Annotated in this window: 23 protein-coding genes; 12 read left to right on the top strand and 11 right to left on the bottom strand. The window is 39.9% G+C overall.

Translation table 11 applies throughout. The features are described from left to right. Positions 1 to 1,299 (top strand): T9SS type A sorting domain-containing protein (locus tag IIB39_05265; GenBank protein MCH8928110.1); only part of this gene is annotated, 1,299 nt, incomplete at its 5' end. A gap of 121 nt (positions 1,300 to 1,420) precedes the next feature. Here IIB39_05265 and IIB39_05260 read toward each other — a convergent pair. Together IIB39_05260 and IIB39_05255 are read right to left on the bottom strand one after the other, a co-directional pair. After that, positions 1,421 to 1,834, bottom strand: a complete 414-nt coding sequence (locus IIB39_05260) for a hemin receptor (GenBank protein MCH8928109.1) — start codon at positions 1,832 to 1,834, stop codon at positions 1,421 to 1,423. Positions 1,835 to 2,030: 196 nt separating this feature from the next. Continuing rightward, a complete protein-coding gene (locus IIB39_05255; GenBank protein MCH8928108.1) occupies positions 2,031 to 2,651 on the bottom strand; it encodes a YceI family protein in 621 nt (206 codons plus the stop codon). Between the two features lie 124 nt (positions 2,652 to 2,775). Between IIB39_05255 and IIB39_05250 the strand changes: the two genes are divergently transcribed. The 3 genes from IIB39_05250 to IIB39_05240 all read left to right on the top strand — a co-directional run bounded on the left by IIB39_05250 (position 2,776) and on the right by IIB39_05240 (position 5,215). Next, the gene (locus tag IIB39_05250; protein MCH8928107.1) at positions 2,776 to 3,684 is read left to right on the top strand and encodes an aminotransferase class IV; all 909 of its coding nucleotides are present in this window, start codon (positions 2,776 to 2,778) and stop codon (positions 3,682 to 3,684) included. A 2-nt stretch (positions 3,685 to 3,686) separates the two neighbouring features. Beyond that, the gene (locus IIB39_05245) at positions 3,687 to 4,421 is read left to right on the top strand and encodes an HAD family hydrolase (protein ID MCH8928106.1); all 735 of its coding nucleotides are present in this window, start codon (positions 3,687 to 3,689) and stop codon (positions 4,419 to 4,421) included. Positions 4,422 to 4,717: 296 nt separating this feature from the next. Then, entirely contained in the window at positions 4,718 to 5,215 is a 498-nt protein-coding gene (locus tag IIB39_05240; GenBank protein ID MCH8928105.1) for a T9SS type A sorting domain-containing protein, read from the top strand. Here IIB39_05240 and IIB39_05235 read toward each other — a convergent pair. Continuing rightward, positions 5,207 to 6,775: a sulfatase-like hydrolase/transferase gene (locus IIB39_05235; protein MCH8928104.1), complete on the bottom strand. Its 1,569-nt coding sequence runs from the start codon at positions 6,773 to 6,775 to the stop codon at positions 5,207 to 5,209. The genes IIB39_05240 and IIB39_05235 overlap by 9 nt on opposite strands. Further along, on the bottom strand, positions 6,765 to 8,156 hold the full coding sequence (locus IIB39_05230; protein MCH8928103.1) for an SAM-dependent methyltransferase: 1,392 nt from the start codon (positions 8,154 to 8,156) through the stop codon (positions 6,765 to 6,767). The genes IIB39_05235 and IIB39_05230 overlap by 11 nt, the downstream gene beginning before the upstream one ends. Positions 8,157 to 8,597: 441 nt before the next feature. Between IIB39_05230 and IIB39_05225 the strand changes: the two genes are divergently transcribed. Then, positions 8,598 to 9,377 (top strand): DUF4382 domain-containing protein, encoded by a 780-nt coding sequence (locus tag IIB39_05225; GenBank protein ID MCH8928102.1) that lies wholly within the window; start codon positions 8,598 to 8,600, stop codon positions 9,375 to 9,377. 80 nt (positions 9,378 to 9,457) lie between these two features. Here IIB39_05225 and IIB39_05220 read toward each other — a convergent pair whose 3' ends face one another. Next, positions 9,458 to 10,495: a zinc-binding dehydrogenase gene (locus tag IIB39_05220; protein ID MCH8928101.1), complete on the bottom strand. Its 1,038-nt coding sequence runs from the start codon at positions 10,493 to 10,495 to the stop codon at positions 9,458 to 9,460. A 9-nt stretch (positions 10,496 to 10,504) separates the two neighbouring features. Then, complete coding sequence (gene ychF / locus IIB39_05215) at positions 10,505 to 11,536, bottom strand: redox-regulated ATPase YchF (protein MCH8928100.1); 1,032 nt, start codon at positions 11,534 to 11,536, stop codon at positions 10,505 to 10,507. 202 nt (positions 11,537 to 11,738) lie between these two features. Between ychF and IIB39_05210 the strand changes: the two genes are divergently transcribed. The 7 genes from IIB39_05210 to IIB39_05180 all read left to right on the top strand — a co-directional run bounded on the left by IIB39_05210 (position 11,739) and on the right by IIB39_05180 (position 19,390). Continuing rightward, on the top strand, positions 11,739 to 12,305 hold the full coding sequence (locus tag IIB39_05210; protein ID MCH8928099.1) for a prephenate dehydratase: 567 nt from the start codon (positions 11,739 to 11,741) through the stop codon (positions 12,303 to 12,305). Between the two features lie 224 nt (positions 12,306 to 12,529). Continuing rightward, the gene (locus IIB39_05205; protein ID MCH8928098.1) at positions 12,530 to 12,859 is read left to right on the top strand and encodes a hypothetical protein; all 330 of its coding nucleotides are present in this window, start codon (positions 12,530 to 12,532) and stop codon (positions 12,857 to 12,859) included. A 144-nt stretch (positions 12,860 to 13,003) separates the two neighbouring features. Further along, positions 13,004 to 14,380, top strand: a complete 1,377-nt coding sequence (locus IIB39_05200) for a BamA/TamA family outer membrane protein (protein ID MCH8928097.1) — start codon at positions 13,004 to 13,006, stop codon at positions 14,378 to 14,380. A 9-nt stretch (positions 14,381 to 14,389) separates the two neighbouring features. Next, entirely contained in the window at positions 14,390 to 16,108 is a 1,719-nt protein-coding gene (locus tag IIB39_05195) for a hypothetical protein (GenBank protein MCH8928096.1), read from the top strand. 119 nt (positions 16,109 to 16,227) lie between these two features. Beyond that, positions 16,228 to 17,382: a metallophosphoesterase gene (locus IIB39_05190; GenBank protein ID MCH8928095.1), complete on the top strand. Its 1,155-nt coding sequence runs from the start codon at positions 16,228 to 16,230 to the stop codon at positions 17,380 to 17,382. 95 nt (positions 17,383 to 17,477) lie between these two features. After that, a complete protein-coding gene (locus IIB39_05185; GenBank protein MCH8928094.1) occupies positions 17,478 to 18,485 on the top strand; it encodes an AAA family ATPase in 1,008 nt (335 codons plus the stop codon). Positions 18,486 to 18,493: 8 nt separating this feature from the next. Beyond that, a complete protein-coding gene (locus tag IIB39_05180; protein ID MCH8928093.1) occupies positions 18,494 to 19,390 on the top strand; it encodes a DUF58 domain-containing protein in 897 nt (298 codons plus the stop codon). A gap of 74 nt (positions 19,391 to 19,464) precedes the next feature. On the opposite strand, the gene IIB39_05175 is transcribed toward IIB39_05180, so the two are convergent. From IIB39_05175 to IIB39_05155, 5 genes are all read right to left on the bottom strand, one after another. Further along, on the bottom strand, positions 19,465 to 20,523 hold the full coding sequence (locus IIB39_05175; GenBank protein ID MCH8928092.1) for a tetratricopeptide repeat protein: 1,059 nt from the start codon (positions 20,521 to 20,523) through the stop codon (positions 19,465 to 19,467). Positions 20,524 to 20,568: 45 nt separating this feature from the next. Beyond that, on the bottom strand, positions 20,569 to 21,618 hold the full coding sequence (gene mtnA, locus IIB39_05170) for an S-methyl-5-thioribose-1-phosphate isomerase (GenBank protein MCH8928091.1): 1,050 nt from the start codon (positions 21,616 to 21,618) through the stop codon (positions 20,569 to 20,571). A gap of 73 nt (positions 21,619 to 21,691) precedes the next feature. Further along, on the bottom strand, positions 21,692 to 22,612 hold the full coding sequence (locus tag IIB39_05165) for a sugar kinase (GenBank protein ID MCH8928090.1): 921 nt from the start codon (positions 22,610 to 22,612) through the stop codon (positions 21,692 to 21,694). Positions 22,613 to 22,704: 92 nt separating this feature from the next. Further along, the gene (locus IIB39_05160) at positions 22,705 to 23,343 is read right to left on the bottom strand and encodes an energy transducer TonB (protein MCH8928089.1); all 639 of its coding nucleotides are present in this window, start codon (positions 23,341 to 23,343) and stop codon (positions 22,705 to 22,707) included. Next, complete coding sequence (locus IIB39_05155; protein ID MCH8928088.1) at positions 23,343 to 23,753, bottom strand: biopolymer transporter ExbD; 411 nt, start codon at positions 23,751 to 23,753, stop codon at positions 23,343 to 23,345. Before IIB39_05155 ends, IIB39_05160 begins: the two co-directional genes overlap by 1 nt.

Raw genomic sequence — 23,753 nt, 5'->3', positions numbered from 1 at the left:
ATATATTCCCAGCACGCAGCAAATGAATTTCTCTTAAATCCACTTGATGACTTAACTGCAGCAGGAAGGGCAGCCGGGCACTATGTCCGAGACGCACTCGCAATGGGCCATAAAATGGGCATTTTAGCCTCCAGCGACGGTCATTATGGCTATCCGGGAAACGGATGGATGTGGGCTGCAACTGCCCTTGACTCGACCTCCAGAGGCACGGGCTTAACCGGTATTTACGCAGATACCCTTACCAGGGAATCACTGTTTGCTGCGCTTGAGGACCGTAGAGTATTCGCAACTACAGATCATAGAACGATAGTTAAGTTTAAGGTGAACGGGGAATGGATGGGTTCAGAGATTCAATCCGATTCTATCCCGTTAATCAGTGGAAGTGTGCTCTCCCATACTCCAATCAAAGGAGTCGAGATTATAAAATTTGATGGTCTGATTTATCATATAATTCCTCTTGATTTCGAGGGAGGCAGTTCATCAATGAACTTTTCCTACCGGGATTCTTCGTATGTGCGGAGTTCATTTTACTATTTGAGGGTAATCTCTTTCGGAAATTGGAATGATCGTTTTGCCTGGTCGAGTCCGGTTTGGGTGAACAAGCCGGTGTCAACTGAATTGGTGGAACTCCCATCAACGATTGAATATGGATATTTCAGTGAATCGGACAGCGCTTATATAAATGAAATCGGATATAGCTTCAGATCGGACAATGTGCCTTTCACTGCTGGTGAAACAATCAGTTTTGAAGCCTACAATATTCGAAAGAGCAATGCAGTATCAGTGTTCGTTAACGGTATTTTTCTCTCATATCTCAATACAACAGATGAAAACAGTTGGGGAACAGTCAAATCATTAATAATTCCTATGAATCTTGTTGATTCCGTTAATGTCATAAGGTTCGAAAACACTGATGCATTATTAAATAATGAGATTTCAGAATGGGGTGTCCGGAATATAGAACCGTCATCCCCAATAATTGGTATATCTCCGGGAGGTACCTCTGTTATTAGATCGTATGAGTTAAAACAGAACTTTCCCAATCCATTCAATCCCATAACCACTATTGAATACTCTTTGGAAACTCGGTCTGATATTTCTCTTATTATCTTCAATCTAAATGGTCAAGAGGTAGCACGATTGGTAGATGAAGAAAAAGGGGCAGGTAAACACTCGGTGAAATGGGATGCCTCTGACTTGGCGTCGGGTATTTATTTCTACCGCCTCCAAGCCAACCCGACATCAGTCTTGCGGGCAGGCAATTTCGTCCGAACGAAGAAGATGGTACTCCTAAAATAAGACTGAATTGTCAGCGATAATTCAGAGATTCTTTTCGGTATTGTAAAATAAAATAAGGTTTGGATTCTTGATATTGGAATCCAAACCTTATTGAATAACCTTAAATAAATCTATTCAGTAGCTACGCGACTTCCTTGGTGGCGTTTTGCATAACTCCCGCAAGTAAACCATATACTTCAGTCCACGCGAACTTTACATCAGGAGTAAATGCGTCACCTAATCCTTTTTCGAGCGTCCATAAAAGCGCTTCACCTACTGTATTGTAGTGCTCAGGTTTCACCCCGTAACCGACATGTTTTCTACCGAGCTCTTCAACTGCCCCGACGATACTGTCTAAATTATTCAGTCCGTTCACCGCGAAGGATAGCGTGCTCATTAGCTTTTTACCCTGTTCTTTGATATTACCTTTGAACATAGGCCTTAAGGTTGGGTCGAGTTCAAAGAGCCTTTTATAGAAAAGGTCTGCTGCCACCTCTGATATCGGCCGAATTTTATCGAAACTATCCTGTACTAACCTTATCTGTTCGTTAGTCATGGATCTTCCTTTCCGCAAATTTATTGTTTGATTGTTTTCCGTACTGCATAATCATCTTATCGCACAATATCAAAAAAATTTAACGGTTTAATTTATTTGGTGAGACAATTGCCCGTGCTTAGGTAGGTTCCTTCGTTCAACGATATGAAAAGTCGCGTAAAAATTAATGGTCTATTACAGAGAGAAGTGGCACTTCCTAAAACGATTCATCACTCCTCTGTAATAAGAATTCAACTTTTATATCTATTCTAACTTTATCGCCTGCGAGTACTTCCTTCAGCCTACTTAATTTTAGATTGTAATCCGAGCGTTTAATAATTGCGCTGATTTGCCATTCAGTGATTGTTTGATTATCTTTGGCGGTATCCCCTCCCAAACGTATCGCATCCAATATCACTGTACGGGTTATATCTTTTATCCGCAAATCACCGCTAATTTTATAAATATTATCTTTTACTAATTCAATTTGCTTGCCATGAAAATTCATTTCAGGATACTTATTAACGAAAAAGAGATTTTCCGACTTCAGATCACTGTCTCTCTTCTCGTTGCCCGTTTCAATACTGTTTGTGTAAATTTTAATCTCTATATCAGCTTCGCTGAAATCAGGTTTCTCACTCATAAAAGTTGCGTCAAATTCGCGAAATTCCCCCTTTATCTTCCCGAACATCAGGTATTTGATTGAAAACTCAATGCGGGAATTTTCTCGAGATAATTCCCAGGTTTTGGTTTGAGCATAACAGGGAGAAAGAGCTACTGTTTCCAGCAGAAATAGAACTATTAAATAACAGCAGCCTTTATGAATAATCAGACTCAGGGGTTATCATACTATATAATATTACCTAATAGCGCATATATAACAGTATATTAGATTACAAATTGACTTTTAATGATATATATTTGGCATCTGAGTTCCCGTTTAATAAGGAGGAGTATGACTTTTGAGTACTCATGATTACATAGAAGATGAGCGGAATAAAAATATACTTATCTATATTAACGGCGAGCTGACTCTACGAGAGGAAGCAAAAATATCTGTTTTCGACAGCGGATTTCTGCTTGGAGACGGTGTTTGGGAGGGTATCAGACTCCACAACGGGAAGTTGGCATTTGGAGATGCGCATTTAGATCGGCTTTATGAAGGCGCTAAAGCGTTAGATATAAATATCGGTATGACGAAAAAAGAAATGGAAGCAGCGGTAATGAGCGCTGTTGAAGCAAATTCAATGGAATCCGGTGTGCATATCCGATTGATTGTTTCCAGAGGTCTTAAACGAACACCATACCAACATCCTTCTGCCAATGTAGGCGGTCCGACTATCGTAATAATCCCGGAATATAAGACGCCAAATAAAGATATACTTACTAATACTCTGCGACTTTTCACTGTAAAGGTTCGTAGATCCCATCCCGATATTCAAGATCCGAAGCTCAATACGCTGTCAAAACATAATTGCATCGCGGCGTGTATCGAGGCGGATAAAGCGGGCTATGATGAGGCTTTGATGCTGGACATGGACGGAAATGTCTCGACATGTAATTCCACCAATTTTTTCATTGTCAGAGACGGTGAAGTCTGGACATCAACAGGTATGTATTGTCTTAACGGTATTACACGAGGAAATATTATCAGTCTCTGCCGGGAAAACGAAATTTCTGTTTACGAGAAAGATTTTTCGTTATCTGATGTTTATTCTGCGGCTGAATCATTCGTGACAGGTACTTTTGGAGGAGTCATTCCCGTTAGCGAAGTGGACGGAAGAATATTCGGTGACGGTAAGCGGGGAACTATGACGGAACGCTTGCAAAAACTGTATGCCGACTTGATTAAAAAAGAATGTCCTGAATAAGAATGGATAGTCCTGTTAGAATTGCGATGTGGTCAGGACCGCGAAATATATCAACGGCATTGATGCGCTCGTTTGAGGCTCGGGGAGATTCATTCGTAACCGACGAGCCTCTATATAGCCACTATCTATACGAAACCGGAATAGATCATCCTATGAGGGATGAGATTATCGCGACTTACGAATCCGATTGGCATAAGGTAATAGATTGGCTTGGCGGACCTGTTCCGAACGATAAAAAAATCTGGTATCAAAAGCATATGTCTCATCATCTGTTGCCGCATATTGACAGAGAATGGATAAGGAGCTTTCAAAACTGCTTTTTGATTCGGGAACCAAAAGAAGTACTCCTTTCATACAACAAAAAACGCGAGACGGTGAGTCTTGAGGGTTTGGGTTATAGGCAGCAATCGGAGCTATTTGATTTTTTGAAAGTAGCCACAGGAAACAGTCCTGCGGTTATAGATTCACGTGATGTGCTTGAAAATCCTAACGAAATTCTGACGCTTCTCTGCGAAAACATCGGTATAGAATTCACCGAAGAGATGTTAGAATGGAAACCGGGCTTACGTGAAACGGATGGAATTTGGGCAGAGCATTGGTACGATTCGGTTAAGGAGACGACAGGCTTCGGGAAATATCAGCCTAATCCTGAAAAACTTCCTTCGGAATTTGATTCACTTTTAGAGGAATGCCGAAGTTATTATAAAAAATTATGGGAAGTGCGGATTAGGGTTTAGGACTTATTGTATTCCAAGATTAACTCAAGTGGAAAAACCGCTATGAATGACAAAGAATAAAAGGAAATTACTCATTAAGGCATTTTTATTGCCCCTGTTTCTGATAGACATTACCTTGAAACATTGATAAATTAATTCCGATTATGGAGTATCGCCATGGGGGTAAACTATGAATAAGAAATTCGTCTCACTTTTTCTTGCGATAATTGTCCTGAATTTTCCGGTCACGATATATTCTCAAAAATCAGTAGCTCGAGAGTGGAATGATGTGCTGTTAGAGGCAATTAGAGAAGATTTTGCACGACCCACTGTACACGCGCGAAATCTATTTCACACTTCAGTGGGCAACATACAGGGACGCGTCCGACCAGTGTAGCCTCTCACGGATTTTCGGAGGAATTCACCCGCCGGCGGATGATATACCTGGTCGCCTGATAGGAGAAACAATAGGTATTGAAGCCGTCCAACTCGCTAAGAAATATTTTACGGGAACTATAACAGCTGTACAAAAATTTGATGACAATTTACCGACAGGATATGTTTTACACTCGAACTTTCCCAATCCGTTTAACCCGGTGACGACTTTAAAATATTCATTGCCTGTGCCCGGCAAGGTGGTACTGACGATTTTCGATTTGCGAGGACGGGAGATAGAACGTCTCGTAAACAATGAGCTATCTGCCGGGGTCCATACAATTGTTTGGGACGCATCGAATGTAGCGTCAGGAGTGTATTTTTACCGATTACAGGCTAACGATTTTACACAAACGAAAAAGATGGCGCTACTAAAATAAAGAAGTATTCGTATCGTTTTGGTTATACTCAATAAAATCATACGGAGTATTCCAAGTGGACATATAGCTTCTGTCATCAAGCAATTCATAATCCAAATCGAAATATTGCTTAAATATGACTCGAAATGAATTGACAGGAGAGATATTCTCATAAAGCTGTTCGTAATTCCCGTCGTGGAAGTAGTAAGCATTCAATATTGAAAGTGTCTCTTTAAAATTGGATTTTTCAATATTTTCCCAATCAAGGAACGAACGGGGTCCATGGTCACCCTGAATAATAATAATAGTAGGTCTCTCAGGATTAGCAAGTATACTGTTGATAATCTCTTTTAATTCACTGTTTAGATAGGTTAGTTGGTTTCCATATTCTTCATGATATTTTTCTCTGCTCGTACCCGGATATTGAAAGTATTCAGATCCATCGTCAGTTGTGAATTCCCAGGGAGCATCTCGGGGATTACCATGCTCATCAAAGACAAACGGAGGATGGGGAGACATTATATGAGCAAAGATATAAGTCGGCGAGCTAAATTTCGGTATATCCTTTAGATTTTCAAAAGTACCAAGAATTCTTTTTCGGTGAAATGAATACTGGTCATAAAATTTGTAGCCTCTCGACACTAATGGTACAAGAAGTGTGGTATTAAAAAGTAAGTTATCAAATTCCGTCATATATACTTGATTATTATATACATCGGCATTTAATAATTCTGTGTGGATGTAGCCTGAGGAAAAGGCAAATATATTGTAGCCGAATTTTTTTATGATTTTAAAAAAACGAAAATCTCTGATCGGATATTTCCACCAATGTTTATCCCTTGATTCTGAGGTGATCCACGGGAGTACTTCCTCAAGATAGTTTAAATTAAACATAGAGCCTAAAGACAGATAGGTCTGAGAATAGTTAGTGACACTCTTTTGGGCAACATAAAATCCTTTACTCTCCAAATAGTTGGTGAAATCACTGTTATCATAGTTATAAAGCTCTTTCAAAACATCTTCTCTTCCGTACGCATCAAGAATCAGATGATAAATATTAGGCAACATCTCAGGATTGAGGCTGTCTTGAATTTCTATTTGATTGTTTACCATAGAGTTTTCATTGTCATTTGAGTGAGTAATAGCAAAAATGGCGATATTGAACAGGGAAAAAGATATTAGAGTTATAGAAAATACGTTCAAAAAACCCGTAAGAATGCGAAAATTGCTTTTAGATCTAACGATAAAAAAGATTCCGGCTCCAAGAAGAATAATCTCCACAAAAAAAATAATAATGTCCACATTTGTTCCGTCGTCCAATTCCCTTATCAAATTAAAGATAGACCTGTACGAGAAAAATAGCAGATAAAAAAAGCTCAGAATAATACCCGTTTTAGCGTTGTTTTTAGTTATGAATCGCAATGCAATAATCAGGAAAATGGTAATCGTTAATATAAAAATCAGTGGCGCAGACAGCTGCGATAAATAAGTATCATAAATATTGTGTGAGTAAAGAAACAATACCGGATAGATTCCGAAGAGAAAGGGATGGATAAAGGCTTTAGCGGATTTATCCACCATTTTTTCGGCTGTTATTTTTCATTAGGTAAATTGTTCTCTCAGAATCGACAATCCTATCAGAGTTTATAATAGTGAAAAAATCGGCGTAAACTCGTTCAAATTCGGTTTGATTATAATCGGGGAAAATGTCTTCTCTTGACGATAGAAGTCTCTGAACCTGCGAGTCAGTTTTAGGGACGAATTCGATGATGAGATAATTGCAAATCCTTGAAAACAGTTCAGCAGTTTTCCAAAGCGGAAGATTATTCGAAATCGCAAGATGATGAATTAAAGCAAGCGCCATAGCGGTATCAGCGGGACCCCGTTCGAGAAGGGAACTCCGTTCATCATTCTCCCAGCCGACGGCAGGGCTTGGGTTTGTAAGGTCTATCAACAACGGAAGAATGTTTGTCTCGGACTGATTCCGGGCATTCAGGTAATTATTCTCCACGGCGGCGGGATCGCTGTCGAAGGAAAGAGTAAAAATAGCTTCGTCACTTGCCAATCGGCTGAATATCCCGTCATTTGCTCCTAAGTCCCATAACTTTTTCGGTTTCGAAATCTTGATGTATTCGGAAACCAATTCTTTTTTGTGAATATGTCCCGATTCGGAATAGTTTGTATCTGAATAATAGTTATGCCACTCGGTTCCGACCGGTTTCCACTTAAGCTTCCGAATTGCTGATTCAAGGCTGTCAATCAGTCCGCGCATAGCGTTCAGGCTAAAAGAAGGATTTTCTTTTTTAATTGCCTTATCCGCAAAATGGCTTTGACTTTTTGAATGCAGATGTATGTGCGAGAGAATCGAATATTTCAGATAAGACCGAAAAGGAAGAAGAGTTGCTGCGAGATCTAATGGGATTCCGTCAATATATGTTTTCAGCAAAGAACTCAAACGAATATCCCGGAAAGACATCAGCGCAAGAGGCGCAAGAAAGTGCTGACAAAACTGTTTATATGCTATCCACGGCTCTCCATCTATATGCTGCGCAAATGACAGCGTATCGATAATCAGAGGTTTACCGTTCAGGAATTGAACATTATAGGCACTGGCATCTTTCAGCGATATTCCTACTTTTAATGCTTTCTTCTGAACAGCGAGCGTTAACAATGCGGCGTCTTTCAACTGGCTGAAAGACCATTCATAAGAGTATGAAATGAATGGAATAAACTCAGGTTTTATGATTTTGTAAGCATCGCTGTTTTTGGAAGATTCGAAGCTTATTTCTTCGTGCGGAATGAGCAATTCCTCTTTGGTTAATGTCTCATACAGACCGGAACTCATTAGCAGATCATAGTCAGATTTGTAGCTGTGGTTTATCTGCCTAAATAGATGACCGTCTTCAAAAAAAATAAAACCGCTTGGGTCGCGAAAAGAACCCGGATGAGTCTTTTTAGTCATCTTTGTTATCTGAGGAAGGATTTTCGGTGGGCGATTTGCTGAAAAAAGATTTTATCTTTTCCCAGTATACTTTAACCAAATAAGATGCTCCGAAAAGTGCACCAAACAACAGCTGAATAATATAACTGCCCGAGCCGGGGTCTAAATACGCCTGCGCGAAATTAGGAAAAGTTAATATCGATACCGCGGCGAAAATCAATATTTGTCTGTATGTCAGGATATTTTTTTTCAAGATATTGGTTTTTTAATTTCGGACAGATATTAACACAATTTCGTCCAATGTGGCAAGTAACTTTTACCTTTGTGAAGATTATCAAGGTGTAATTCGGCAATAAAAGTGAATAAAAGGTGATTAAAAACACATTTTATTGTAAATTATCGGATAACTTGTATGTCAGAGCAATATAGTAATACGATTATAATTAATTAGGAGATTTAGTGATGCAAAAATTTTATTCGGCAATAATTGTCGGATTGTTTCTATCGTCTTTAATAGCAGGGTGCGATAGCACTTCCGAACCCGTAGGAACGACAGGAACATTTAATATAAGAATCACAGACGCGCCTGCTGCATTTGATGCCGTTAATATCACATTTACCGAAATATCCGTGATTCAATCGGGTGGAAGCCCAATTGTGGTCAGCGATGCCACTCAAACTATAAATTTAATCGAATGGAGTAACGGACTTTCAACACCATTAGGAAGTATAGAGCTGGAAGCGGGAACGTATAATCAGATTCGTTTGATTATAGAATCAGCCTCAGTTACGATTGACGAGGTGACTTCTGACATCACCGTACCAAGCGGAGCTCAGACAGGATTAAAACTTACCCATCAGTTTACCCTGGAAGCCGGCTCTACATATGACCTTATGATCGATTTTGACGCATCAAGATCGGTCGTTTCTGCGGGTCAAAATGCAAATCCAAAATTTCTGTTGAAACCCACAATACGTTTGGTAGCTATAGCAACCTCAGGCTCTATATCAGGAGCAGTTTCATCACCTGCTAATGTCCCTGTAGCGCTGGCGCTCTCAGGCGAAGATACTGTTTCGACCGTTTTTGTTGACACTCTTTCGGGTGAATTTCAACTCGCATTCCTTGACGCAGGTTCATATGACATTATCGTGGAAGATTCAACCGGAGCTCGTTTTGATTCAGCAGCTGTTGAAGTCACAGTAGGAGCTGATAACGACCTCGGCACTATTGATTTGCAATGATATTTGCGGAAGAATAGACTCCCAATAATTTAATAAAATATACAACCCCTGAATACTTATTAGCATTCAGGGGTTGTGGTTTATAGGGAAGGTATAATTACAGTGCGGACAGCTTCGCCGCCGAAATTCTCCAGCCGGTCAAGAACAGAGTTTATTTCATCCGCATCAAGAGGTATACGCTTTGAGACAGCTGAGTCTAAATTTAGTTTTCCATCCTGAACCAGCTTGATAAGCTGCGGCAATTCGCTTGCAAGATGGTCGGAGACTCCTATGATTTCAGTCTCTTTATTAATAAGATCGGTATGAGTTTCAATTTCCATCGGATTATTGCTTAAACCGACGATTGCCGCTCGCCCAAAGACAGCTAACGACCGAACAGCCTGTCCCATAGTTTGCGGAAGACCTATAAGTTCCAATGCCACGTTAACCCCTTTGCCGTTAGTCAATCGCAGTATCTCATTTACAGGGTCTACTTCCGAGGCATCTACTTTTATAGAACCGAAATGTTCAGCTTGAGTTAATTTTTCTTTATTGATATCCACAGCGTAAACTTCCGATGCGCCCTGCGATTTAGCGATTTGAATAGCCGCCATTCCAAGACCCCCGATACCGAATACAGCAACGGTTTCACCTTCTTTGAGCCGGGCTTTACAGAGAGCGTGAAAGGAAGTGGCGCTGGAACACATCATTATCGCTCCCGGCTCAAAAGGAATCTCTTCCGGTAAAATGAAAACACTCTTTTCCGGAACTGCAATATACTCGGCATAGCCGCCATTTAAACTATTACCAATCATTTTCACGGAAGTGCAGAATTGCTCTTTCTCCATGAGACAATATTCGCATTCTCCACAGGAAATCAGGTAATGAACGCAGACACGATCTCCCACATTGAAATTCGTGACTTCCGTTCCCACCTCTTCAATAACACCTGAAATTTCATGACCGAGCGTAACCGGAAGCTTTTCATCGGATAAAGCCCCCGCTCGATAATGTGCGTCAGAATGGCAAATTCCCGCTGCCTTGACGGCTATAAGAACATCGTCGGATTGAAGTGAAGGAATTTCCACATCCCGTAATTCAAGAGGTCGTCCGGGTGTAATAAGCTGAACAGCTTTCATCATATCATATTAAACATTAAAGCGGAAATTACAAATGTCACCGTCTTCAAGCAGATAATCTTTACCTTTCAGGAGAGATTTACCTGCCGCCTTTACTGCTTGTTCACTCCCTTCTTCAATTAAATCATCATACTTAATCACCTCAACTCTAATAAAACCCCTTTCGATATCGGTATGAATTTTACCGCCGGCAACCGGAGCCAATGTCCCCTTTTTGATGGTCCATGCTCTCGCTTCATCCTCTCCCATAGTGTAAAAAGACATCAATCCGAGTAAATCATAAGCCGCTGAATTGAGCCTGCTTACACCGGATTCACTTATTCCAAGATCGTTCAGAAATGCGGAGCGTTCATCGGAGTTTTCGATAGCCATTATCTCTTTTTCGATTAATGCTGAGACACGGAAAATATTTTCCTTGCTGTCTTCTGTCATCTTATCCTCATCCACATTAAGACACCAAAGTATCGGTTTTAGTGACAGAAAATTCAAGCTCCTGACAGATTTGATTTCTTCATCATTCAGAGAGAGGGTATTAAGAAGAATATTGTCATTTAACGCATCATTAAATTTAATAACTGTATTTTCTTCCACCTGCTGGTTGTGGGTGGGTTTGGCACGTTTTCTGTCTTTGGCGATACGTTCCAGCCGACTTTCAGTTAAAGAAAGATCGGCAATTAATAATTCTGCTTCGATGTTTTGTCTGTCTCTATCGGCATTCACCGAGCCGTCAGTATGGTAAACTTCCTCGGAACTAAATTCCCGAACGACTATACAAAGCAGATCGCTCAATCGTGCTGCATCAATCCATGAAGAGTTACCACTTCCCGGATCGATATCGGTACAAAGTTTTATCAGTGTTTCGGCATATGTGATTTTCTCCGGTTTTTCAATCTTAGCAATAGAATCGACTCTGGGATCTCTAACAGGCGCAACGCCTTCCAGTGGTTCGGAGAGTTGACCGGAAGGAACTTCTCTTCCGGTAAGCAATGAAAACAGCGTTCTCTTGCCCGATTGTGGTAATCCTATAAGCGATATATTCATTTCTGTATAGCTTCTCTCATTATTTCATACCAAGTAGAAGGCGAATTTAAGCCTATTTACTAAAAAGGAAACGATAATTTAATGATATTGTAAGATTTTTTATCAAATTCCTCCGTCAGTTCAGCTTGCAGGCGAAAATAGAATGTTATAAATTTGTACTAAGGATAAGCGCCATAAATAATTTCATTTCAGGAGTATTAAATTGGCTAAAATCGGAATTCAGGGAGGAAAAGGGAGTTTTTCGGAGGAAGCAGCGAAAGTATTCGCCGTCAACAACGGCATTGATCCATTTGAGATAGATTACCTGATCACTTCGGAAAAAGCCATAGCAGCAGTTGAGAATGACGATGTAGATTACGGAGTATTTGCGATAGAAAACGCCAAGGGGGGAGTGGTTATCGAAAGCGTTGAGGCGCTCGCTAATCATAAATGTAAAATTATTGAGATGTTTCATATATCCATCAGTCAAAATTTGTTAGTAAGACAAGATACGTTAATAGGTGACATCACAGAAATATACTCTCATCAGCAAGCGTTGAGACAATGCCGGGATTTTCTTGCGGAACATTTTTGGACAAGACCGTTGGTAGAAGCTGACGATACTGCTGAATCAGCGCGCAGGCTGTCAGAGGGTAAAATACCGGAAACAGCCGCTGTCGTAGCATCGAAATATTGCGCTGATCTTTACGGGTTAACGATATTACAGGAAGATATTCAGGATTTGAAGAACAATCTTACGCTATTTATAGGGATTAAAAAATTCGGATAGACATTAAAATTAGAGCCGGATATAATCCTCCGGCTCTGAATTCTGAGCTATTTACAAGCTCCATAAAGTAAGCATCATTCAGCTTAATATTCTTTTGTACTGAGATCAGCGTATATTAAATTCGTGATTGTCATCAATTAAACATTATTGTAATTATGCGAATAGTAAAAATAATTATAGCGTCATATATAGGCTCATATATAGGCTTCTTGTTTGGAGAATATGTGATTGTCAAGATTGCAGGGGAGCAAATTGACATTATTGAAATCCTGACTACAGGGGCAGTTGATATTCCACCCGTATTAATTGGCTCGGTATTATCCGGGTTGATTGGTACGATTGCCGGAGTGAGTTTTGTCAAAAAGGGAAAAATAAGGGCGTTGGTTGGCGGATGCGGAGCGTTTTTAGGGCTGACCGCAGCGACATTGATGATATACAACGTACAAACATTCTTCAAAACGTATTATTTGATTTATCCACTGTTTGCATTTTCAGGTTGGGAACTCGGGATGTATGCATTTAAAGATTATTTTCAAATGGAAAAATCTGCCTAATCTAAAGAAAAAAATCAGTTATTAATTAAAAAATATTATATGTAATTCAATTTACTTTTAGTAGTTAGAAAAATTAGTATTATTTCAAAGGGAATATAGGTAATGATTGCAGGACTAAATAAATATGAAACGAGAAATGATTAGATGAACTCAGCGCATCAAATACCGGAAAACAATTATTCTCCAACTATGTTGAAGAGTTCAATATTAGTAATGCTGTTAATATCAGCAATATTGATAGTGATGGCGCCGGATAATTTATCCGCACGTGATAGCCTTAATGTGAGTGAAAGAGATTCTGTCAGAGTAATCAAATTTCAATCCCGAAAAAATATACCACAGCATATTCTCGCACTTCCAAGCACAATTTGGACGCAACTGTACAAACCGTTAGGAGAGATTGTTATTTGGGGAGAAAGCAATAGAATAGACCGGCGAGTGCTAAATATTTTGATGAATGAAGATAGGACCGCAGGTATATTCCCAATAGCGTCTATCGGTGGCAAAAATAATTTTTCGGCCGGTATAGCTTTATTTGACAACAACCTTAGAAATAAGAATATTTCAATTTCTGGTTTCGGTCTTTATCACAATCCTGATAATATTTTCGTCGGAGCGAAGTATAGGATGCCTGTTAGTAATAACTCCGGCAGTCTGGGCGTTTCAGCAATTTTATGGAGTGACGATGAGGAAGTGGTTTATGGCATTGGTGGAAACAGCTCATTGGTCAATGATAGTCTGGCATATGGAATTGATGATAAATATATCGAGATAGACTGGACGATTAAATGGGAAAAAGAATCCGGTCGCTATGTTATGACGGATTATCAAAGACGGAGGAAGCGAGGTAGAGCTAATCATTTTACAACCAAACTGTTTCTCCGTTTCAGTGAAGTAAATATTGACGAGGGGCTCAACCGTTACCCCACCGTACCTACTACAATTTTAGGGTATGGAAATACAACGCTTTTTGAAACAGGGATTCAGTGGACCTATGATACAAGGAATCACGAGTTTAATCCGAGAATGGGGAATCTGCTGCGGTTGTTCACAGAATATACACGACAAATGAATGGGTCCGAATTTAGATATTTGCGCTACACTGTAGAGTATCAAAAATATATCGAGCTGTTTAAGAAAAACCGGGTGTTTGCGTTTCGAGTTATTCTTGATGGGACTGCAAGACCCAAAGGGAAAGTCATTCCATTTTATCGAATGAGTATCCTTGGTTCCCACGATACTCTCAGGGGATTCAAAGAAGGTAGATTCAGGGATTTTGGTTCGCTGCTTGCCAATTTCGAATACCGCTATCCGATATGGGATAGTTTCGACGGTGTAATATTCCTTGATACAGGACAGGTTTATAAGGATTTGGATGATGTGAAATATTCCTCTTTGCATACCGGCTACGGAGCAGGGGTAAGGCTAAGACTGAAGAATAGTTTTCTTGCGCGAATTCAGGTGGGATATAGTTCAGAAGGTCATCGTACAGTAGCGCAATTTTCGCAGATATTCAACTGAGATTTGTGAATGAGATTAACAAAACATAGTAAAAGATTTCAACGTCTTTTATACCCTGCAGTACTCATCACTTTTTTTGGGTGTACTTCTGAGAAAATCAATTATAATCACACACCGGCTTGGATAGAAAGCGACAGAGAGCACATTTCGGTCCCGAAAGAGAACGCTGAAAACCAACTATGGGACATTATAGAACATGACGGATTTTACGAGATAGGAAAAGTGCTTGATATCGGATGGGTTTCAAGAAAAATCGGCTACAATTTAGGAATCGTCGGTTCCAGAGAAGCCGACAATTTAAACAGTCTTGATGATAATCCGAATTCCACATGGTTTACACACCGGCACGGAAAGAATCGAATGAGTGTAGAAGAGCTAATGAGGGGACCAAATAGTACAGACGGACCGGATTCTTCAGGTGTTATAACTATTATTAAGGGGAAGTTTGAAGGAGTGTCCATTGGATTTATAATTATTGACTCAAAGGGCGATAAATATTTTTTAAAATTTGATGGACCCGGATTCTATGAGATGTCCACTTCGGCAGAAGTTATAAGTACTAAATTTTTTCACTCCGCGGGCTACAATGTCCCTGAAAACCATATATTTTACTTTAAATATTCTCAATTAAAAATCGGACCGGAAGCAGTTGTGCCTACTGCGGATAAAAGAGAGCGTAAAATGACGATGGAGGATATAGAAAAAATGCTTTCTTCACAAAGGAGAAACAGTGAAGGAAAAATTCGATCAGTTGCCAGTAAATGGTTAACCGGCTCTCCTATCGGACCTTTCCAATTTCATGGAAGAAGAGCAGATGACCCAAATGATAGTGTCGATCACGAACATAGAAGAGAATTAAGGGGATTGCGTGTCTTGAGTTCCTGGTTGGGGGACACTGATAGGAGAATGGCAAATACGCTCGATATGTATATCACGGATGAAAAGAACAGAAAGTATATAAAGCATTATCTTATAGATATGGGATCAACATTGGGTAGCGGTTGGGATCATCCGCATTCTCCACGCAATGGAAATGAATATGATTTCGATTTTGAAAACGTTGCCAAAGCATTTCTGATGCTCGGAATGTACGAAGAGCCCTGGGATAGTCTTGATTCCCTTAACTATACGTCAATAGGAATGATAGAATCGGAAGTATTCGATCCGAAATCCTGGGTGGGAATGTATCCCAATCCTGCCAGTGAAAATATGACTTATCGTGATGCGTATTGGGGCGCAAAAATCGTTATGAATTTTTCTGACGAAGATATAGAAGCAATAGTTAAAACCGGAGAAATTTCTGATCCTGAAGCTGCAGCCTATCTCACAAGGATTTTGATCGAACGAAGAGATAAGGTAGTATCCTACTGGTTCAGTAAAATAAATCCTCTTGACGAGTTTAAAGTATCGAAAGACAGTTCAAACAATTTCATATTTACATTTACTGATATGGCTTTAAAAGCGGGTGTTGCGGAGAAACGGAATAATCGATATACTGTGAGAGTAAAAAATGAGCAAGATAAGTCCGAAAGAGTAATTAACCTTGTGGATGCATCAGATTTTCTGTTGGAAAAATCCGTGAGAGCAAATGCTAAGCATCCGAATTACGAAATAGAGATTAAAACTACACGCGAAACATCCGGAGCTTCAAAGAAAAAGGTGAGAATTCATGTTGCATATCGAGAGAGAAAAAACGGATATGAAGTTATTGCGATAGAGAGAGATTAATAATTTATTCGGCATTTCTGAAATACGCGAAAAATCTCAGTCTTCGTAAAATAAATCTATCTGCGTTGATTTTTGCTCTGCTGATGGTGTTTATATCCGGCTGTTCAGGCGGAAGCTATGTGAGCGAATCGGTTCCTCCGGAGCTTTATAATAACTTTCCTAAGCTTGATGTCAGCGTATATGACCGAAATCCGGTATTCCTGGTTTACGGCGACAATCGCCCTTCTTACAGAGCTTATGAGAAATTAGTGTTCAGTAAAAATAACTGGTCAAAACAGAAGCTGTTGATATTTCCGATTTATGCTCCCTGGCTGATCCTGAATGATCTTTATGGCAGCATTAATTATTTTCGTGGAACGCCGGTATTTGGTCGGGATGAGAGTCGCGCTGTGCTCACACAGCTGTACGCTGAGATTGAAAACAACAATATAGATTTTATCGCTCATACGGGCGATATAGTGACAAATGGATCATATGCGAGTCATTGGGAATATTTTTTGAGAGAAACAGGAATTGAAATTCCCGTCTTGCAGAGAGTTCCTATTTATCCCGCAGCAGGAAATCACGATTATCCTAATCATAAAGAATATGGTGAGGCAAATTTTAATAGAGTATTTCCGAATTCCAAATTTTATACCAAACGCTTTAAAGATATTTTACTCATCTTCATTGATTCTACAATAATCCTTGATCAGGATGGACACTTGGGGAGCAGAGATGAACAGGATAGACTTTTTCGAAAATGGTTTGTATCACAGGCAGGCTCCGCTGAAGCCTCATGGCTTGAGCAAAAGTTGGAATCATCAAACGAAAAGTACAAAATCATATTTATGCATCATCCTCTTATTAGTTTCGGTAAACATTCCGGCGACTGGAGAAGGGATAATTGGGGAAATAATATAAGCGGAAAACGTGACGAGATTTTCAAAGTTCTCAAAAAAAATCATGTAAATGCGATATTCGCGGGTCACGAACATTACTATGAGCATAATTTACTAAGCTACGAGGAAGAAGAAATCTCCTATCAGATGCATATTGTTATTACAGGCGGAGGAGGTACTCCTGTAAGACCATTGACTTCTAACGAATCGGTAATGGAAAAAATAAAGATCGAGCAGAATATGGGATATAACGTTCAAATGCTGAAAAGAGAAGAAGCGTACAATTATTGTGTAGTTACCGTTACGGAAAACGGTATAGAGGTGATAGTTAAATCTGTAAATGGCAGAAACGCCGATTCAACAGGAATAATTGAACAATTTAAAATATTTTAAGACGGTTAATTCCGCATTGCAGTTGACATTGCATAGAAATGCCGTTAATTTTCCTTTCCAAATGAGAGATTATACCAAAAAATTATGGACAGTCGATGGCAAGAAAAAGTAAGATTTCAGATGTAGAATTAGCAAATAACATGCAGGAGTCCCACCAAAATATTCTTGAAGAAATAGGCAAAGTAATTGTCGGTCAAAAAGAGATAATCACCGGTCTTTTACTTTCCCTGTATTCCAACGGCCATTGTCTGCTTGTTGGCGTACCGGGTTTGGCAAAAACTCTCCTGATAAAAACGTTATCTCAGGTGATAGACCTCAGTTTCAGCAGAATTCAATTCACTCCTGATTTAATGCCTTCGGATATCACGGGGACGGAAATATTGGAAGAGGAAATTAATACCGGAAAGCGAGAATTTCGTTTCGTTAAGGGTCCGATATTCGCCAATATGTTGCTTGCTGATGAGATAAACCGTACTCCGCCTAAGACTCAAGCTGCGCTGTTGGAAGCGATGCAGGAGCACCAGGTAACAGCGGCAGGCCACTCGCATGTGCTGGATGAACCGTTTTTTGTGCTTGCTACCCAAAATCCGATTGAGCAGGAAGGAACCTATCCCTTGCCGGAAGCTCAGCTCGACCGATTTATGTTCAACTTAAATATAGATTATCCTTCCGAATCCGAAGAGATAAATATTGTCAAAATGACTACCGGAACACAAGAGTCACCTCCCAAAATTATTATTTCAAAGAAAGAGATCATTGAGTATCAAAATCTTGTGAGGAGGGTACCTGTTGCCGAAAATGTAATTAAATTCGCCGTCCGCCTGACATCCCAAACAAGACCGGGACTTAATGGAGCGCTTCCGATAGTAAATGAAATGGTGGAATGGGGAGCAGGTCCCAGGGCATCCCAGTATTTAATTCTCGGCGCAAAAGCCCGGGCGCTTCTTGATGGAAGAACCACGCCGTCAATTGAAGATGTTATTGCAATTTCAAAGCCCGTGTTGAGGCATCGGATGGTAATGAGTTTCGCATCTGAATCCTCAGGAGTGACTGCCGATTCATTGATTGAAAATCTCATAACGGAATCCTCTGAGAAGGAATAGATTCCGGGATGGCTAATCGCCTAAAATATTTAGACCCTGTCGCGCTATCCACAGTGAAAAACAGCCACATTCGCGCCCGTCTTGTTGTTGAGGGTTTTATCACAGGACTGCACAGGAGTCCGTATCATGGATTTAGCGTAGAATTTTCGGAACATCGTCAATATATGCCCGGAGATGAACCGAGACATATCGACTGGAAACATTTTGGGAAAACCGATAAATATTATGTAAAACAATTTGAGGAAGAAACGAATCTTAAGGCATATATCTTACTCGATTCCAGTTCTTCAATGAATTATTCGTCAGGGGGGGTAACCAAATTGGAATATGCTTCTTATATCGCCGGCTCCCTAATCTATCTGATGTTGAAGCAGAGAGACGCAGTGGGGTTATGTGTGATGGACGACGAAATCCGTACATATTTACCTCCAAGTTCCCGCTCCACCTATTTGAAGATCCTCCTTGAGCGTATGGAAGATATTACGCCCGGAGGAAATACCGACCTATCGTCGAATTTTCATGATTTAGCGGAACGGATACACCGCCGTGGATTAATAATCATTCTGTCTGATCTGCTTGAAGACCCCGAGAAGGTAATTAAAGGGCTAAAACATTTTCGTCATAAAGAACACGAGATAGTTGTTTTCCATATTCTCGACCCGTTAGAATTAAGTTTTGATTTTCCCGATGAAGCCTCATTTACTGATATGGAATCGGGTGAGCGAATTGATGTGGATCCATTGCACATCAGAAAAGACTATAAGATTAAAATGAAGAGCTTTCTTGATACCTATAAAAAAGGCTGTAGAAAAAATAATATTGATTATTACCAGCTGACTACATCTACAAATCTTGCAAAAGCATTAGAGAATTTTTTAATAAAGCGTAAAAGGGTGGGTGGTTAGTAAAACTGTGAAATAAAAAACCCCTGACTGTGTAGCAGGGGTTTTTAACGAATAATTTCTGAATCCGATTTAATCTATGGTTTGTAACCTAATTCTTTAGCTTTATCCAACGCCTTCTGCGCATCTTTCGGTTTCCCCATTTTCATATATATTCCGACCAACTTCCGCCAATAGATATTTTCGGTGGGCGCGCAGTCGATACTTTTCAATAAGTAGTTTTCGGCATCTTCGAGCCTGTCGTTCATATTTGAATAAACGACAGCGATGTTTGCAACTGCGTCACAATCATCGGGAGTTAATGCAAGGCTACTAATAAACATTTCTTCTGCCTTCTCGAAATTGTCCGCCTTAAGATATATAACTCCTAAGTTATACATCAGATTTGAATTATCAGGATCTGCTGCCATAGCTTTTTGATACATTTCTTCCGCATCGGCGGATTTTCCCGCTATATCAAAGTTTTGCGCCAATTGTTGAAGGGCAATCAAATTTCCCGGTTCCAATTCGAGGGCTTTGTTGAAGTGGTCATTAGCAATATCGAAATCTTCACTGTTGGAATATAAAAGACCTAAATTCACAAGGGCATTCACATTATCCATCTCATACTCAAGAGTTTTTATAAGATATTCTTTTGCCATCTCAGTGTTTTTGTCGCGAAGATAAATGGAAGCAAGGCTTGAATAAGCTTGGCTTTTGGTGGGTAATATGAGGATAGCCGTTTCAAAAGCCATTATTGCTTTAGCAACTACTGCATCAACATCAGTTGCGGTGCCGTTTAAAACGTTATTGAACGTTGTTGCTCCCTCATTGAACTTTTTGACCCATTGAGATTCTCTCTCAAAATTAATCTCAGATTCAAATTTAGGTGATATTGAGAGAGATTTATCAAACATAGCATTCATCTCTTCCCATCTTTTTTGCTTTGCATAGATATTATATCCAAGCCAGTAAGAGGGGAGTGGGTTTGATGGTTCAGCGCTTATGGATAGAAGTACCTGCTCCTCAGCCTTTTCCAAGTTATTTTGTTGTAGATAGACTTTTGCTGACGTCATTTCTGTACTATCACACGCTATCGAAAGGGCGGCGATGGAGAAGATGCCAATTAAGAATATCGGTAGAGAAAGATTTTTCATAATATTTTCCCGGTGTTTAATTAATAATGTTAAATTTTAACTTTATTATTTAATTGAATCAAGGATTTTATCTTTAAGATTATCATAAGGAGAATAAAACACACCTTTATCGGTTATGATAGCTGATACAAGTTTATTAGGCGTGATGTCAAAAGCCGGTGAGTAAACGGCTGTGCCAGCCGGCGCAGTTGAAACGCCAAAACCGTGTGTAACCTCAAGAGGGTCTCTCTCTTCAATTGGAATATCCTCTCCGCTAACAGCATCAAAATCGATGGTAGAAATCGGTGCAGCGACGTAAAACGGGATGTTATGATGATTAGCAAGGACTGCTACGGAATATGTTCCGATTTTATTTGCCACATCGCCGTTATTTGCAATTCTATCGGCACCTACTATAACAAAATCAATTTTCCCTTGTGACATCACATGTCCTGCCATATTATCAGTAATCAGGGTTGTGTCAACACCTGCCTGCTGCAGCTCCCACGTTGTCAATCGAGCGCCTTGAAGAAGCGGTCTTGTTTCATCAACATACATTTTAATATTTTTATCTGCGCTCAGAGCTGAATATATAATGCCAAGAGCTGTTCCGTAGCCACCTGTCGCAAGTCCTCCGGCATTACAGTGGGTCAACCCTGTTGCAGTATCCGGTAAAATCTCTGCCCCGTAATCGCCAATCCTTTTGCATGATATTATATCTTCCTCAAGAAGCTTATTCGCTTCGGCAAGAAGTGTTGATCTGATGTCATTTAAGTCGGTAGAAGAAATTGATTTTAATTTATTCATCATTCGTTCCGCCGCCCACTTTAGGTTTACGGCTGTAGGTCGGGTTGCTATAAGGTATTCAGCTACATTTTCAAGATGTACCGTGAATCCATCTATGTCACTGTTCTCATACTGCTTTGCGCCTAATACAATTCCATATGCGGCGGCAATACCTATAGCCGGTGCTCCTCTGATCCTTAGGGATTTAATCCCTTCAGCAAGGACTTTATAATCGTCTATTTCAAGTACCTTCAGTTCACCCGGAAGTAAGGTCTGGTCAATCATATGAACCTTATCGTCTTTCCAAATAATAGTGGGTGGACGGCTCATTTCTTCAATCCATTTCTCATAAGCTGAATGATGATTTGTTTTGTAGGCACCGTTATTTCTAACGTAGATACGTTCACTTTAAAAGAGGAGTTGCGTCCATATTTGCTAATTCAGATAAAATAGAAAAACGGTCATTTACCTCTTCGGGAGTAACTTTTAATAACCGCTCAACTCCAAATTCTTCCACACAGAATGAAGCGAGAATCGTTCCGGCGGCCATAGCACGTTTAAAAGTTTCTTTATCATTAGATCCGGCCATGGCTAAATACGCCATAAGTCCGCCGGCAAATGAATCTCCGGCGCCGGTAGGGTCGAATACTTCTTCCACCGGAAAAGCAGGGATAGAAAATTTAAGGTCTTTGCCATAAAGTACTGCTCCATCGGAACCTTTCTTTATAATTAAAAAGCTCGGTCCCATTCCGAGTATTGTTTGAGCCGCCCCGGATAAATTATTATTCCCGGCAAGCAGAACTGCTTCTTCCTCATTGATAAGAATAATATCAACTTTCGATATTAGATTTTTTAATTCATCTAAAGTAGTGTTAATCCATAGATTCATCGTATCGCAAGCAACAAAAGAAGCTGACTCCAATTGATCAAGGACACTTGATTGAAGCGATGGATGAATATTTCCGAGGAGTACGTAATTGGATTTTTTATGTGAATCGTTTAGTACCGGATTAAATGTTTCAAAGACGTTGAGGTTCGTAAATAGAGTGGTCCGCTGGGAGAAATCATCAGAATACACTCCACCCCAGCTGAATGTATCGCCCGCCTCCACGATTAAACCGGTGGTATCAATACCTTTTTGATTCATAATTTCTATAATATCTTTTGGATAATCCTCTCCAACTACACCGATAATCTTAGAATATGTAAATAGCGAAGCCGCCAAAGATGCGTAATTAGCAGAGCCACCGATAATCTTTTCTCGTTTACCTTTGATGGTTTCGATAGAGTCGAAAGCAATTGAACCGACTATGAGTAAACTCACAAATGCCCCTATCTAATATAATTATAAATCGACATAAATATAAGAACTGAAATAAATCTATTACAATAACTTAATAATATAAGATATTAAAATTAGTCCGCAGTGAGTTTGAATGTAATCGGAATCGAAATCCAAACTCCTACAGGCTTGTCTCTCTGTTTGGCTGGCTTAAACCGTGTTTTTCTCACTGCGTCCATTGCCGCTTCGTTTAAACCTGTATTGGGAATACCAAGTTGAATTTTTGTTTCCCGAACAATACCTTTTGCATCGATAAATGCTCGAACAATAACCATTCCTTCAATACCGGCTTCACGGGCTATGTCGGGATATTTAGCCTTTTTCTTAATAGCAGCGTAACCGCCAATAGGCACAGGGTCTTCATCATAAGCAATAAACTCTATATTCGAAAGAGGTGGAGGTGGAGGTTCGATTTCGGAGAACATATCAATCGTAGTAGGATCAATGGTAACATCGTCAAGGAGATCATCGCTTTCCGATTCTACCGGTATAGATGGTCTTGCTGGCGGGGGCGGAGCTTCAAATTGCTGTGTTACCTCAATCTTATCGATGTTAATCTCTATTTTCGGCGGTGTGAGTGAGACTCTTTTCTCCCTAAACTTTGGAAAGGCAATACCAAGAGTTATCAGCATGAAGAGAGTAACCATAAATCCTATCTCTACCAATCGGCGATAAGGGGTCTTCAGGCTAACTTCCGGTTTTTTATAGTCCATTAGCCGGATTCTGTTTTGGTAGAATAATTAATTCTCAGCGTACCTGCTTCGCGCAGTTCCTGATGAATATCGCTTACGATTCCGAAATTGGTTTTTTGATCGATTTTCATAGAGACAATCAGTTGGGGATCTTCTACAAACCGTTCATAGACAACACTTCTAACGCCTCTTGTGCTGACTATTTTATCATCGACACTAATTTTACCGGCTCGGTCCACCCAGATATAAGTCACGTGTCTTTTTGTACCCAACTTCTCAATTTTACGAGCGCGGGGAAGTGTCAGCGGAAGACCGTCAAATTTTTTAAGGACTGTTGTTACCATAAAGAAAATCAGAAGCATAAATACGATATCAGGCATTGACGCCGTAGGTATTCCCTCCTGTACTCCATGTTTTTTTTCAAATTTCAT

This window comes from Candidatus Neomarinimicrobiota bacterium (genome assembly GCA_022573815.1).
GTDB lineage: Bacteria > Fidelibacterota > SORT01 > SORT01 > SORT01 > JACZTG01.
This window is presented reverse-complemented; position numbering and strand designations above follow the sequence as displayed.

Coding starts and splice junctions, on each gene's coding strand:
- IIB39_05260 (MCH8928109.1), bottom strand. CDS start 1,834: ATGACTAACGAACAGATAAGGTTAGTACAGGATAGTTTCGATAAAATT.
- IIB39_05245 (MCH8928106.1), top strand. CDS start 3,687: ATGGATAGTCCTGTTAGAATTGCGATGTGGTCAGGACCGCGAAATATA.
- IIB39_05235 (MCH8928104.1), bottom strand. CDS start 6,775: ATGGTGGATAAATCCGCTAAAGCCTTTATCCATCCCTTTCTCTTCGGA.
- IIB39_05230 (MCH8928103.1), bottom strand. CDS start 8,156: ATGACTAAAAAGACTCATCCGGGTTCTTTTCGCGACCCAAGCGGTTTT.
- IIB39_05225 (MCH8928102.1), top strand. CDS start 8,598: ATGCAAAAATTTTATTCGGCAATAATTGTCGGATTGTTTCTATCGTCT.
- IIB39_05220 (MCH8928101.1), bottom strand. CDS start 10,495: ATGAAAGCTGTTCAGCTTATTACACCCGGACGACCTCTTGAATTACGG.
- ychF (MCH8928100.1), bottom strand. CDS start 11,536: ATGAATATATCGCTTATAGGATTACCACAATCGGGCAAGAGAACGCTG.
- IIB39_05200 (MCH8928097.1), top strand. CDS start 13,004: ATGAACTCAGCGCATCAAATACCGGAAAACAATTATTCTCCAACTATG.
- IIB39_05195 (MCH8928096.1), top strand. CDS start 14,390: ATGAGATTAACAAAACATAGTAAAAGATTTCAACGTCTTTTATACCCT.
- IIB39_05185 (MCH8928094.1), top strand. CDS start 17,478: ATGGCAAGAAAAAGTAAGATTTCAGATGTAGAATTAGCAAATAACATG.
- IIB39_05180 (MCH8928093.1), top strand. CDS start 18,494: ATGGCTAATCGCCTAAAATATTTAGACCCTGTCGCGCTATCCACAGTG.
- IIB39_05175 (MCH8928092.1), bottom strand. CDS start 20,523: ATGAAAAATCTTTCTCTACCGATATTCTTAATTGGCATCTTCTCCATC.
- mtnA (MCH8928091.1), bottom strand. CDS start 21,618: ATGAGCCGTCCACCCACTATTATTTGGAAAGACGATAAGGTTCATATG.
- IIB39_05160 (MCH8928089.1), bottom strand. CDS start 23,343: ATGGACTATAAAAAACCGGAAGTTAGCCTGAAGACCCCTTATCGCCGA.
- IIB39_05155 (MCH8928088.1), bottom strand. CDS start 23,753: ATGAAATTTGAAAAAAAACATGGAGTACAGGAGGGAATACCTACGGCG.